This is a genomic window from Streptomyces sp. CY-1 (assembly GCF_047218265.1).
Lineage (GTDB): Bacteria > Actinomycetota > Actinomycetes > Streptomycetales > Streptomycetaceae > Streptomyces > Streptomyces niphimycinicus.
The window spans coordinates 7,541,202-7,554,741 of the sequence record NZ_CP178393.1; the positions used below are offsets into that span (position 1 = coordinate 7,541,202).

A 13,540-nucleotide genomic window follows, 5' to 3' on the forward strand; every position below is an offset into this window, starting at 1 on the left:
CACACCGTCCCTGGTGAGTTACGCTACGGCTCGTAGCGTAAGGGTGTGCCACGGCCGGGCCATCGGCCGATGCGCTTTTCCCTTCACCGCGGGAAGAGGGGAGGATAGGACCATGCAGCCACGGAACATGTCCATGAGTGGAGCGGTCGACCTCGCCGCGGTGAAGGCGGCCGGAGAAGCGAAGCAGAAGGCGGAGCAGGCGCGGGCCCAGGCGGCCCGCTCCGGGGGCGCCGCGGCGCCCGCCCGTCTGGTCTTCAATGTCGACGAAGCGGGTTTTCAGCAGGACGTCCTGCAACGCTCCACCGAAGTGCCGGTCGTCATCGACTTCTGGGCCGAGTGGTGCGAGCCGTGCAAGCAGCTCGGTCCCATCCTGGAGCGGCTGGCCACCGAGTACGCGGGGCAGTTCGTCCTCGCGAAGATCGACGTCGACGCCAACCAGATGCTCTTCCAGCAGTTCGGCGTCCAGGGCATCCCCGCGGTCTTCGCGGTGATCGCGGGCCAGCCGGTGCCACTCTTCCAGGGTGCCGCGCCCGAGGCGCAGATCCGCCAGGTGCTGGACCAGCTCATCCAGGCCGCCGAGCAGCAGTTCGGCATCGTCGGTACACCTGTTGAACCCGGCGCCCAGGACGAGGGCGCCGAGGAGGCCGCCCCCGAGGCCCCCGAGTCGCCGCAGGAGACCGCGCTCGCCGCGGCCCATCAGGCGCTGGACGCCGGGGACCTGGGCGGTGCGGTGGCGGCGTACCGGAGCGTGCTCGCCGACGACCCGGCCAACGACGAGGCCAAGCTGGGCCTGGCCCAGGCCCAGTTGCTGGAGCGCGTTCAGGGCGTGGACGCCACGCAGGCGCGCAAGGCGGCCGCGGAGAGCCCCGCGGATGTCAAGGCCCAGATCACGGCGGCCGACCTGGACCTGATGGGCGGTCATGTGGAAGACGCCTTCGGGCGGTTGGTGGACACGGTGCGTCGTACGGCCGGGGACGATCGGGACGCGGCCCGCGTTCATCTCCTGAGCCTGTTCGAGGTGATCGGCGGTGAGGACCCCCGAGTGGTGGCGGCGCGCAGCGCGTTGGCGCGCGTGCTGTTCTGACCTCGGGCTCCTCAAACAACACAGCGGCCGCTCTTTACCAAAACTTGGTAAACGCGGTCGCTGTTACTGCCAGTAAATGCGGGGCCGGGCTTTGTCCGGTCTTGGAGTAAATCTCCCTCTCTTTCCGGTCACTGTCCGGCAACCGTGCGTGCCTGATCTCGACCGTCCTGCCGCAGTTCGGTTATCCGTCCGTTACTCGCTAGTAACGAACCCCTTGTGCCTGGGCCGGGAATGGACCACGATCGGCCAAGCTCGGTCCATCCCCCGTAGCTCGGCATCCGGTCGGCGCGTCGGTGTGGTTGGGTCCCCACCGGGCAGGCCGACGGCAGTGGCGTCGGCCGTGGACAGGGGGGTCTCTGCCCAAAGGGCAGGGCCTGTCCAGGAGGTTGCGCGAGATTGCGTGGCCAGTGGTTGTCGCTCGGGGGTGATCGCCGGTGTTGCGGGTGCGGTGTGCGCCTGTCAGACGTGGGCGCTCTCCTTCCCGAGGACGTAGCACTTCTCCCATCCCAGGTCCGGGTTCGCCCCGGCCGGAGATGTACGTCCGAGAAGGAGGAAAGTCATGGAGTCCGTGGCTCGTGGCGGCACCAGATGGAAGCGGTTCGCCGTTGTCATGGTGCCGAGCGTTGCTGCCACGGCCGCGATCGGCGTCGCCCTGTCCCAGGGTGCGCTCGCGGCCTCGTTCAACGTGTCCGGTCAGCAGTTCAAGGTCTCGGTCGACCGGCTCGACGGCACCGGGTTCGCGCAGTACGGGGCGCTGGACACCCAGCACGGGGGCAAGAAGATCCCCGTCGCGGTGTCGGCGTTCAAGAGCGCGAAGCTCAAGGGCCTGTGCCAGTCCGTCGTGATCCCGGTTCCCGTCTTCGGCGATGTGTCGCTGAAGCTGACGGCGGGCAACGGCAGCAAGCAGGTCGAGGCCAAGAACCTCTTCATCGATCTCGATCAGCTCAACGCGGACGCCACGTTCCGTGGGATCGACATCGGTGTGGCGGCGGGTGACGCCCACAAGGGTCCTGGCATCAACAAGGGCGATGCGGCCGATCCCGGTTCGTTCGGCCAGCAGTCGGATTCGGCGACGCTGGTCGGTGTGAAGCAGACCGCCTGGGCGACCAGTGCGGGCACGTTCAAGCTCTCCGGCCTTTCGATGAAGGTCAGCAAGGGCAAGAACGAGTGCTTCTGATCCGTTGAGCTGAGGGTGAGGGGCCGCGGCGCTGCCCCTCACCCGGGCATCGACCAGCAGCGCGTATGCGCCACGCTTGTACTGCTGTAGAACAACCGCGATCACACCGATCGCCGGCCCCAGGGAGCTGTTTTCGATGAGTGCCGAGTCGCCGGGGGCGAGTGACCGCATCAGCCGTTGGCGGGGGTCCTTCAGGGCGTGGCGCTGGCAGCGCCCGTTCTGGGCAGGGCTGTTGAGCCTGCTGGCGGGGTTGCCGATCATGTACTTCCCGTACAACGACCTCAACGCGGGTGGATTCACCATCAACATGTCCACCACCGCCGGATCGGCCTCGCTGATCATCGGGGTGCTGTTGGTGGTCCTGGGCCTGACCATGTGGTTCCAGCCCATGGTGCGGGTGTTCGCCGGAGTCGCCACGATCCTGCTCGGTCTGGTGTCCATCCCCGTATCGAACTTCGGCGGCTTCCTGATGGGATTCCTGCTCGCGCTGTTCGGCGGCGGCATGAGCATCTCCTGGGCACCGGGTGAGACTCCCTCCGCGCAGCCGGCCGAGGGGCCGGGAGCGGCGCCGCAGGACGACGGGAACGGTGACAACGTGCCGGAACCGGCCGGGGCCGGGTCCGCACCGGACCAGGAAGCCAGGAATGGGAGGCACCGTGCGGGGTGAAGACCGACCCGAGCAGCCGGAGGGAGTGAGCCCGCGCCGGGTCAGAACGGGGCCGCGGCACGCGGCACCGAAGAAGTCGGTACTCACCCGCCTTCAGGTGCCCGCCGGCAAGGCCATAGCGCTGGCCGCGATGCCGACGGCCGTGCTGATGGGCATGGGGCTCACTCCGCAGCTCGCCTCGGCCAACCCCCGGCCCGAGGACCGGTACAAGGCCGGGCCGTGTGTGTCCCAGCCGGACGAGGCGGACAAGGACTCCAAGGGCGGCAAGGACGCGTCGGACTCGCAGGACAAGGACGCCAAGGACAAGTCCGCCAAGGACGCCAAGGACAAGGACGGCAAGGGCGCCGAGGACTCGAAGGGTTCGCCCGAGAAGGGCTCCCAGGACGGCTCCAAGGGCTCTGAGAAGTCCTCTGACGGCACGGCGGGCCCGGACGGCGACAAGGCCACCTCCACGCCGTCTCCGTCCCGTTCCTCCGCCGCGCCGTCCTCCGGTGCCGGGGACGAGGAGCCGTCGGCCTCGCCGAGCCCGTCGAAGTCCAAGAACCCCCTGGACCCGCTGGGTCTCGGGGACGCGCTGCACGACATCCTGACGCCCGATGAGAAGGCCAAGGAGTCGGCCGAGCCGAGTTCCTCGCCGAGCCCCTCGTCGAGCGCCGGGCCCAGCTCGTCGCCGTCTCCGTCCGCGCCCGAGTCCAAGAGCCCCGACAAGCCCACCGATCCGGTCAAGGACACGGTGGACAAGGTGGGCAAGGGCCTCGAGGACACCGCGGACGGGGTGGGGAAGACCGTCGACGACGCCAAGGACAAGGCGGACAAGGCGCTTCCGAAGCCCTCCTCGTCCGCCTCGAAGGACGGACACGGCAAGGAGGCGTTCCCCTGCCCCGAGTTCGACGCCGACGCGTACGACAACGCCGAGACCGAGCCGACCCCGAGCCTGCTGCCCGAGGACCCCTGGACCCTCAAGAGCACCCTGCTGAGCCTGCACGGCCTGGACTACAAGGGCATCGTGGAGGTCAAGACGCAGGGCGGCCACGTCAAGAAGGTCCTGAAGTTCACCGCCTCGGGCGTGGACATCAAGGATCTGCACCAGTTGGTGGTGGGCCCGGCCGGGACCACGACCCATGTGCAGGCGCGCGAAGGGTCCACCTCGACCATTCGGGACGGCACGGTGACCATGTACACCGAGGAGCTGAAGGGGAACCTGCTGGGGCTCATCCCGATCACCTTCAGCCCCAAGAGCCCGCCGCCGGTGAACATCCCCGAAGTGTTCTTCACCGATGTCACGGTCACGCAGGCCGGCCAGTTCGGCGGCACCCTGACCGTGCCGGGGATGCATCTGTTCAAGACCGGGGAGTGACCCCGGGGGACCACCGACCCGTTCGGGAGCCGCACACCCCTCCTCCGGGAGGGAAACGACCGTGGGCACCGCCTCCACTCGGAGACGGTGCCCACGGTCGCGTCGGGCGCGTTACCGGCTCGCGCCGCCCAGGTGGTGGACCCGGACCATGTTGGTGGTGCCGGGGACGCCGGGAGGCGAACCGGCGGTCATGATCATGGTGTCGCCCGCGGAGTAGCGGCCCAGCTTCAGCAGCTCGGCGTCGACCAGGTCGACCATCGCGTCGGTGTGCTCGACGTACGGCACCACGAAGGACTCCACGCCCCAGCTCAGCGTGAGCTGGTTGCGGGTGGACGCGTCCGTGGTGAAGGCCACGATCGGCTGCTGGGCGCGGTAACGGGACAGCCGGCGGGCGGTGTCACCGGACTGGGTGAAGGCCACCAGCGACTTGGCGCCCAGGAAGTCGGCGATCTCGCACGCCGCGCGGGCCACCGAACCGCCCTGGGTGCGCGGCTTCTTGCCGGGCACCAGCGGCTGGAGACCGCGCGAGAGCAGCTCCTGCTCGGCGGCCTGGACGATCCGGGACATCGTCTTGACCGTCTCGATCGGGTACGAGCCGACCGAGGACTCGGCGGAGAGCATCACCGCGTCCGCGCCGTCCAGGATCGCGTTGGCCACATCGGACGCCTCGGCGCGGGTCGGCCGGGAGTTGGTGATCATCGACTCCATCATCTGGGTCGCGACGATCACCGGCTTGGCGTTGCGGCGGCAGAGCTCGATCAGCCGCTTCTGCACCATCGGGACCTTCTCCAGCGGATACTCCACCGCGAGGTCGCCACGGGCCACCATGACCCCGTCGAAGGCCGCGACGACGTCCGTCATATTGGCGACCGCCTGCGGCTTCTCCACCTTGGCGATCACCGGCACCCGGCGGCCCACCTCGTCCATGACGCGGTGCACGTCCCGGACGTCGGACGCGTCCCGGACGAAGGACAGGGCGACCATGTCGCAGCCCATCCGCAGGGCGAACTTCAGGTCCTCGACGTCCTTCTCGGACAGCGCGGGCACATTGACCGCCGCACCCGGCAGGTTGATCCCCTTGTGGTCGGAGATCACCCCGCCCTCGATGACGATGGTCCGGACCCGGGAGCCCTCGACCGCGGTGACCCGCAGCTCGACATTGCCGTCGTTGATCAGGACCTGGTCGCCCTTGGACACATCGCCCGGCAGCCCCTTGTAGGTGGTGCCGCAGATGGTGCGGTCACCCTCGACGTCCTCGGTGGTGATGATGAACTCGTCCCCGCGGACCAGCTCCACCGGGCCGTCCTTGAAGGTCTCCAGACGGATCTTGGGGCCCTGGAGGTCGGCGAGGACGCCGACCGCGTGCCCGGTCTCCTCGGATGCCTTGCGGACGCGGTGGTACCGCTCCTCATGCTCCGGGTGGGTTCCGTGGCTCATGTTGAACCGGGCCACGTTCATCCCGGCCTCGATGAGGGACTTGAGCTGATCGTAGGAGTCGACAGCGGGGCCCAGAGTGCAGACGATTTTGGAACGGCGCATGAGGCTGATCCTATCGGTTTGTTTCGGAGCGGAATATTTCAGTCATGGGCAGAGCGGAGCGGATAGCGGAGACTACGCGCTGACCAGGTCGAACGTCTGGCCGGCGATCTCCAGCTCCTCATCGGTGGGCACCACGGCCACCGCGACCCGGCTGGACTCCGTGGAGATCAGCCGCGCCGTGGCGGAGCGCAGCGCGTTGCGGACGCCGTCCACCTCGATGCCGAACGCGGTGAGGTCGCGCATCGCCGCCTCCCGTACCGCCGCGGAGTTCTCCCCCACACCGGCGGTGAACGCGATGGCGTCCACCCGCCCGAGTACCGCGGTGTACGCGCCCACATACTTCCGCAGTCGGTGGATGTAGATGTCGAAGGCGAGCTGGGCGGCCTGATCGCCCTCGCCCATCCGGCGGCCGATCTCGCGCATGTCGTTGTCCCCGCACAGCCCGGCCAGCCCGCTGCGCTTGTTGAGCAGCGTGTCGATCTCATCGGTCGGCATACCGCCCACCCGGGACAGATGGAAGATCGCCGCCGGGTCGATGTCTCCCGAGCGGGTACCCATCACCAGCCCCTCCAACGGGGTCAGCCCCATCGAGGTCTCCACGCAGACGCCGCCGCGCACCGCCGAGGCGCTGGCCCCGTTGCCCAGGTGCAGCACGATCGTGTTGACCTCCGCGGGGTCCTTGCCCAGGAGGGCGGCGGTGGCCCGGGAGACATACGCGTGCGAGGTGCCGTGGAAGCCGTAGCGCCGCACCCCCCAGCGGTCGGCGGTCGCCACGTCGATCGCGTAGCGCGCCGCCGCCTCCGGGATGGTCGAGTGGAACGCCGTGTCGAAGACCGCGACCTGCGGCAGGTCCGGGCGCAGCGCGCGGGCCACCTTGATCCCGGTGACGTTGGCCGGGTTGTGCAGCGGGGCCAGCGGGATCAGCTTCTCGATCTCCTCGACCACCTCATCGGTGATCAGGGTCGGCTCGGTGAACCGGGTGCCGCCGTGCACCACCCGGTGGCCGACCGCCGCCAGCTCGGGCGAGTCGAGGCCCAGTCCCTGGGCGGCCAGTTCGTCGGCCACCTGCTTGAGGGCCGCCGCGTGGTCGGCGACGGGGCCCGCACCGATCCGCTCCACGATGCCGGAGGCGGGCCGGGAGCCGTCGGCCATGTCCAGGAGCTGGTACTTCACGGACGAGGAGCCGGAGTTGAGGACGAGGACTCGGGAGCCGTTCACGCGGACTGCGCCTTCTGTGCGGGGGACGCCGGGGAGGTCGGCGACGCCGGGGACGTCGGGGACTGGGCCTGGATGGCGGTGATCGAGACGGTGTTGACGATGTCCTGGACGAGTGCCCCGCGGGACAGGTCGTTCACCGGCTTGCGCAGACCCTGGAGCACCGGGCCGACCGCGACGGCGCCCGCCGAGCGCTGCACGGCCTTGTAGGTGTTGTTGCCGGTGTTCAGGTCCGGGAAGATCAGCACGGTGGCGTTGCCCGCCACCTCGGAGTCGGGCAGCTTGGTCGCCGCGACCGCCGCGTCCACTGCCGCGTCGTACTGGATCGGGCCCTCGACCAGCAGATCGGGGCGGCGCTGGCGGACCAGCTCGGTCGCCTTGCGGACCTTGTCCACATCCGCGCCGGAGCCCGAGGTGCCGGTGGAGTACGACAGCATCGCGATCCTCGGCTCCACCCCGAACCGGGCGGCCGTCGTCGCCGACTGGATGGCGATGTCCGCGAGCTGCTCGGCGTCCGGATCGGGGTTGACCGCACAGTCGCCGTACACCAGCACCCGGTCGGCCAGGCACATGAAGAAGACCGAGGAGACGATCTCGGCGCCCGGCGCGGTCTTGATGATCTCGAAGGCGGGCCGGATGGTGGCGGCGGTGGAGTGCACCGCGCCCGAGACCATGCCGTCGGCCAGCCCCTCCTGGACCATCAGGGTGCCGAAGTAGGAGACATCGGCCACCACGTCGTACGCCAGCTCGTAGGAGACGCCCTTGTGGGCGCGGAGCTTCGCGTACCCCTCGGCGAAGCGCTCGCGCAGCGGGGAGGTCTGCGGATCGACGATCCGCGCCTCGGCGAGCTGGATGCCCAGCTCGGCCGCGCGCTTGCGGATCGCGTCCTCCTCGCCCAGCAGTGTGAGATCGCACACATCGCGGCGGAGCAGTACGTCGGCGGCGCGCAGCACCCGCTCCTCCGCGCCCTCGGGCAGCACCACCCGGCGGCGACCGGACCGGGACCGCTCGATCAGCTCCCGCTCGAACATCATCGGGGTGACCCGGGCCGAGCGGCCCACCGAGATGCGCTCGGTCAGCGCGGCGGTGTCCACATGCCGCTCGAAGAGGCCGAGCGCCGTCTCCGCCTTGCGCGGCGCGCTCGCCGTGAGCTTGCCCTCGATGGCGAAAAGCTCGGCCGCCGTCGGGAAGGACCCGCCCGCCACCGACACCACCGGGGTCCCCGGGGCCAGCCGCGAGGCCAGCGCCAGGATGTCCGGGCCCGGCCGCTCGTCCAGGGTGAGCAGCACCCCGGCGATCGGCGGGGCGCCGGCGCTGTGCGCGGCCAGCGCGCCCACGATCAGATCCGCGCGGTCCCCGGGCGTCACCACCAGACAGCCCTCGGTCAGCGCGGGCAGGAAGCTCGGCAGCATCGCGCCGCCGAAGACGAAGTCCCCCACGTCCCGGGAGAGCCCGGTGTCATCGCCGAGCAGCACCTCCGCGCCCAGGGTGCGGACGATCTGGGAGACGGTGGGCGCCGACAGCGACGCGTCCTCGGGCAGCACATAGCCGGGGACCGGCAGCTTGGCGGCCAGCCGCTCGGCGAGGGCCTCACGGTCCTGGGGCACCACCCGGTTGACGACCACCGCGACCACATCGCAGCCCTGCGCCTCGTACGCCCGGTAGGCGTTGTGGGCCTCGGCACCGGCCGACTCGACGGTCTGCCGCTGCCCGCCGACGACCGTGATCACCGAGGCGCCGAACTCATTGGCGAGCCGTGCGTTCAGCCCCAGCTCGTCGGGGAGGCTGGTGGCCGCGTAGTCGCTGCCCAGCACCAGGACGTAGTCATACGCGTCGGCGACCTCGTGGAAGCGGCCGACCAACTGCGAGACCAGCTCGTCGGCGCCCCGCTCGGCCTGGAGCGTGGCCGCCTCGTGATACGTCATGCCGAAGACCGACTCCGGCGACTGGCCGAGCCGGTAGCGCGCCCGCAGCAGGTCGAAGAGGCGATCGGGGTCGTCGTGCACCAGGGGGCGGAAGACCCCGACCCGGTCGACATGACGGGTCAGGAGCTCCATCACCCCCAGCTCCACGACCTGGCGTCCGTCGCCACGCTCGACTCCGGTCACGTACACGCTGCGTGTCACGCGCACTCTCCGTTCCTCTGGCGTTCTTGGGTGTTTTCCGTTTGTGCGCCCTTGGGACACAAATTGGCCACATTGAACGGCCCGGTCCTCTTGACAATACCTGCGACCGTGATTAAGGCGCTGGTCGCTTTGGGATACAGCACTACCCCGCCCATGAAACAATCGGACTGGCTCACATCTACCCGTAGGGAGCAGGAGACACAGCACGATGCGCATCGGAGTTCTCACCGCAGGCGGCGACTGCCCCGGCCTCAACGCTGTGATCCGGTCGGTGGTGCACCGCGCGGTCGCCGGCCATGGAGACGAGGTGATCGGATTCGAGGACGGCTTCAAGGGCCTCCTCGACGGCCGTCACCACAAGCTGGACCTCGACGCCGTCAGCGGCATCCTCGCCCGCGGCGGCACCATCCTCGGCTCCTCCCGGCTGGAGCGCGCCCGGCTGCGCGAGGCATGCGAGACCTCGAAGGACCACGCGCGTGACTACGGGATAGATGTGCTCATCCCGATCGGCGGCGAGGGCACCCTCACCGCCGCCCGGATGCTCTCCGACGCCGGGCTGCCGATCGTCGGCGTGCCGAAGACGATCGACAACGACATCTCCTCCACCGACCGCACCTTCGGCTTCGACACCGCCGTCGGTGTCGCCACCGAGGCGATGGACCGGCTGAAGACCACCGCCGAATCCCATCAGCGGGTCATGGTCGTCGAGGTCATGGGGCGCCACGCGGGCTGGATCGCGCTGGAGTCCGGGATGGCCGGCGGCGCCCACGGCATCTGCCTGCCGGAGCGGCCCTTCGAGATCGACGGGCTGGTGAAGATGGTCGAGGAGCGGTTCGCCCGCGGCAAGAAGTTCGCGGTCATCTGCGTCGCCGAGGGCGCGCACCCGGCCGAGGGCTCCATGGAGTACCAGAAGGGCGCGATCGACCAGTACGGCCATGAGCGGTTCACCGGCATCGGCAACCGCCTCGCGGCCGAGCTGGAGCGGCGCCTGGGCAAGGAGGCCCGCCCGGTCATCCTGGGCCATGTGCAGCGCGGCGGCACGCCCACCGCGTACGACCGCGTGCTGGCCACCCGCTTCGGCTGGCACGCCGTCGAGGCGGCGCACCGCGGCGACTTCGGCATGATGACCGCGCTGCGCGGCACGGACATCACGATGGTGCCGATCGCCGAGGCGGTCACCGAGCTGAAGACCGTTCCGGTCGACCGGATGGACGAGGCCGAGTCGGTCTTCTGATCCGTCGGGCCGCCGGTCTTTCGCGGTCGTTGGGGGCTCACTCGCCTCTCTCGTCGGCTGTGGGCGGCCTTCAGCGGGTCTTCCGCCCCTCTGATACTGTCCCCGCCTGATCAAGGGGGAACTGGTCAGGAGATGTGAGGAGTCAAGGGCGGGATGCGTGGTTTATGGGGCCGTGCGCGGCAGCGCCGCAAGCCCCTCGTCGTACTGATGGCGGTGGTGGGGATCGCGGGAGCCGTCCTCGCCACCAGGGACAGCGGCGGCGGCCATCTCGCCGCCAACCAGGCCCAGTTGAGGAAGGCGTGCGACGGCACCCTGCCGTACGGGGACCTCGAACGGCTGGTGCGTGACGAGCGGCCGGGCAAGCTCAGGCAGCACGGCACGATGCTCGCCCCCGGCCAGGAGAGCCGTTCGCTGCTGGACTGCTCGCTGTCCTGGGGAGACGGCTACGGGGTCACGGTCCATGCCGAGGCGCTGGTGTCCGATGTACCCCAAGCCGTCGAGACCCGGGACCTGCTGGAACCGGCCGGTGGCCACGGCACCTTTGTGGCACCGGGCACCACCGGCCAGTACGGCAAGCGGGGAGCCTGGCTGGTGACCGACTGCCTGGGCGGGCTCGGCGGCCGGGTCCGGCCCACGACGGATATGTATGTGACGGCCCGGGTGACGGACGGGACGGATGGGGCTGACGAGGCTGGCGGGGCGACGTCGCGGAGCGGCAAGCCGGACCGCGCCACCGCGCTCCTCGGCTTCCGTACCGCCGTACAGGTCGCCAACGTCCTCACCAAGGCCCAGCACTGCGGCTCCGGCCCGCTCACGATGCCGAAAACCGTGGTGGACACGGACGAGACCCATGGCGCACCCGGCCGGGGGTTGCGCAAATGCGAGTGGATCGACGGCTCCTCGCTCCCCGGCATCGCCTCCGGCGCCTGGACCACGCTCGGCGATCTACAGGAGTCCACCGCCCTGAGCGCCTGCGCCGGGGAGTGGGACGCGGAGAAGAACGCCGGGGAGCGCCCGCGCCCGAAGGAGTGGCAGGTCACCGAGGTCGAGGCGGCCAGTTGGTCGGGGGTCCTCGGCCGGTCCGCCTACGACTCCTATGAACGCGCGGGCCATGTGCCCGGATGGGGAGCGCAGGAGGGCGAGAGCCCCTCGGAGGCCGGTTCCGAGGCGGACTCCGGGGCGGACGCCGATCGTGGTGTGCGGCAGGAGGACCGCGTCTCCTCCTACGCCGGACGGCCCCAACTCGCCCTGTGGGCCCGGTCGGTGTGCGGTGGCCGCACCACCTACCACCGGGTCGCCGTCCTCCCCGAGATCCAGCTCGGGGACGGCGAGACCGCCGTCATCAGCGGCAAGGACCGCACCAGGCTCTCCACCACCGCCCGTACGGTCCTCGACCGCTATCTCGAGGCCGAGGACGGCTGGCCCGTATCGGCGGACTGCCGCGACACCAAGGTGCTCGGGGAGGTGGAGCAGTGGCACTGACCCGACCCACCCTCACCCGGCGCGGGGTCCGGGCCCTGGCGGCCGTCGCGGTGGCGCTGGCCGCCCTCGCCGGAGCGATCGTCTGGTTCGCGGGCAGCGAGGACCGGGCGCTGGACGGGGCCTGCGACGGGGTGCTTCCGGTCGGCGACGTCCGCGCGGTGCTCGGCGAGGACGCCGGGCTGGACGTGACCAACCGCACCCAGGGCGCCTTCGGCGACAAGGCCGCCACGAGCGGCGGCAAGCGGGCCAACAGCCTGTCCGTCCGCTGCCGGATCACGGCGGAGAGCACCGGCCATATCGCCGTCACCATCGCGGGCTCGCCCCGCCCCCGCGCCGAGTACGGATACGGCGAGCTGTACGCCGCCGTACCCGCGAGCCACACGCTTCCCGTCCCCCTCGGCAACGGCTGGTCCGGCCTCTTCGCCACCGACACCGCACGGCTGGGCGACGCCGAGGACGGCACTGCCACCACCGCCGTACTGCTCGACTGCGCCCGGCGCGGCGACAGCCTGCTGATCACCGTCGAGACCGCGCTGCGCGGCGCCACCACCCTCGACGACCCCGCCGTCCGCCCCGACTTCGTCCGCACCGCCACCGCCACCGCCGAGGCGGCCAACGACCACTGGGGCTGCGGCGCCCGCCTGGGCACACCCGTCCGTACGGTGGGCCTGCCGGTGAACGAGGACGAGTACGAACCGCTGCTCGGCGCCAAGGGCACCTGCGCGGCCGTCCCCACCGCCTCCCGCTCCGCCGTCTCCACGGCCCGCGAGACCGCCCGCGACCGCGCACCGCGCGAGAGCTGCGTCCTCGGCACGCGGGACGGCTCCCCGCTCTACCGTCTTGAGGCGTACTACGGCCCGTACGCGGAGGACGCCCGCTCCCAGTACACCCGGGACTACGACTACGAGAACGTGACCCCCGCCGAGCAGCCCGCCGGACGGCTCGGCCAGAGCGCCTACTGGGCCGGTGCCACCTGCCCGCGCGGCGCCGAGTCCGCCCTCTACCTCATCCGCGCCGCCGCCGACGGCGAAACCCGCCGCCGCCCGGACCTGGCCTACGAACGCGCCGCGCTGGCGGCTTTCGCCGCCGCCTCGGCCGAACACCACGGCTGCGCCGCGCCGAGCCTGCCCAAGGACTGAACCAGGGGCCGAACCGGGGACGTTCCGGCGGACTGTGCCGCCTGCGGCGGGCTGTTCCCCTCCCCGCCCCTTCCCGAAACTGGGGCTCCGCCCCAGCCCCCGGTGCCGGCAACGGGCAGGCACGCATCCCCGCCCGCTGCCGGGGCGTCGATCTGGCGGCTGAGCCGCGTGGCGGGGCTCCGCCCCCGGGGGTCCCCGCCCCGCCTCTTCCCGCAACTACGGGAACGGGGGCATCTCGTCTCCCCGCCCCGTGCGGGGTCGTCGATCTGGCGGCCTCGCCGTGTGGCGGGGCTCCGCCCCGGGGTCCCCTCCCGGCCCCCCGCAACTGGGGTTCTGCCCCAGCCCCCGGTGACGGATCGGGTGGGTATCCCGCCTGCCCGTCCTTGCCGGGGTATCGATGTGGCGGCTGCGCCGCGTGGCGGGCTCCGGGCCGCCTGGGGTTCCCTCCCCACCCCTCCCCGTAACTGGGGTTCTGCCCCGGCCCCCAGCGCCGGGAACGGGGGGCATCTCGCCTCCCTGC

General features: G+C 70.8%; 10 protein-coding genes. 7 read left to right on the top strand and 3 right to left on the bottom strand.

What is annotated here, in order from left to right:
• Positions 1-112: 112 nt before the first annotated feature.
• The 4 genes from ACK1X7_RS32540 (at position 113) to ACK1X7_RS32555 (ending at position 4,285) form a co-directional block, all read left to right on the top strand.
• On the top strand, positions 113-1,084 hold the full coding sequence (locus ACK1X7_RS32540; RefSeq protein WP_413116020.1) for a tetratricopeptide repeat protein: 972 nt from the start codon (positions 113-115) through the stop codon (positions 1,082-1,084).
• A 559-nt stretch (positions 1,085-1,643) separates the two neighbouring features.
• The gene (locus ACK1X7_RS32545; RefSeq protein ID WP_059147638.1) at positions 1,644-2,261 is read left to right on the top strand and encodes a DUF6230 family protein; all 618 of its coding nucleotides are present in this window, start codon (positions 1,644-1,646) and stop codon (positions 2,259-2,261) included.
• Positions 2,262-2,397: 136 nt separating this feature from the next.
• Complete coding sequence (locus ACK1X7_RS32550) at positions 2,398-2,928, top strand: DUF6114 domain-containing protein (RefSeq protein ID WP_385145621.1); 531 nt, start codon at positions 2,398-2,400, stop codon at positions 2,926-2,928.
• On the top strand, positions 2,906-4,285 hold the full coding sequence (locus ACK1X7_RS32555) for a hydrogenase expression protein HypF (RefSeq protein ID WP_385145619.1): 1,380 nt from the start codon (positions 2,906-2,908) through the stop codon (positions 4,283-4,285). The genes ACK1X7_RS32550 and ACK1X7_RS32555 overlap by 23 nt, the downstream gene beginning before the upstream one ends.
• A 111-nt stretch (positions 4,286-4,396) precedes the next feature.
• Here the strand turns inward: ACK1X7_RS32555 and pyk are convergent, their stop codons facing one another.
• The 3 genes from pyk to pta form a co-directional block, all read right to left on the bottom strand.
• The gene (pyk, locus tag ACK1X7_RS32560) at positions 4,397-5,824 is read right to left on the bottom strand and encodes a pyruvate kinase (protein ID WP_385145617.1); all 1,428 of its coding nucleotides are present in this window, start codon (positions 5,822-5,824) and stop codon (positions 4,397-4,399) included.
• Positions 5,825-5,896: 72 nt separating this feature from the next.
• On the bottom strand, positions 5,897-7,042 hold the full coding sequence (locus ACK1X7_RS32565; protein ID WP_385145615.1) for an acetate kinase: 1,146 nt from the start codon (positions 7,040-7,042) through the stop codon (positions 5,897-5,899).
• Positions 7,039-9,165 (bottom strand): phosphate acetyltransferase, encoded by a 2,127-nt coding sequence (gene pta / locus ACK1X7_RS32570; RefSeq protein ID WP_413116021.1) that lies wholly within the window; start codon positions 9,163-9,165, stop codon positions 7,039-7,041. Before pta ends, ACK1X7_RS32565 begins: the two co-directional genes overlap by 4 nt.
• 208 nt (positions 9,166-9,373) lie before the next feature.
• Here pta and ACK1X7_RS32575 point away from each other — a divergent pair, with 208 nt between their 5' ends.
• The 3 genes from ACK1X7_RS32575 to ACK1X7_RS32585 all read left to right on the top strand — a co-directional run bounded on the left by ACK1X7_RS32575 (position 9,374) and on the right by ACK1X7_RS32585 (position 13,020).
• Entirely contained in the window at positions 9,374-10,399 is a 1,026-nt protein-coding gene (locus tag ACK1X7_RS32575; RefSeq protein ID WP_385117454.1) for an ATP-dependent 6-phosphofructokinase, read from the top strand.
• Between the two features lie 153 nt (positions 10,400-10,552).
• Entirely contained in the window at positions 10,553-11,881 is a 1,329-nt protein-coding gene (locus ACK1X7_RS32580) for a hypothetical protein (RefSeq protein ID WP_413116022.1), read from the top strand.
• Entirely contained in the window at positions 11,872-13,020 is a 1,149-nt protein-coding gene (locus ACK1X7_RS32585; RefSeq protein ID WP_413116023.1) for a hypothetical protein, read from the top strand. Before ACK1X7_RS32580 ends, ACK1X7_RS32585 begins: the two co-directional genes overlap by 10 nt.
• Positions 13,021-13,540 lie beyond the last annotated feature (520 nt).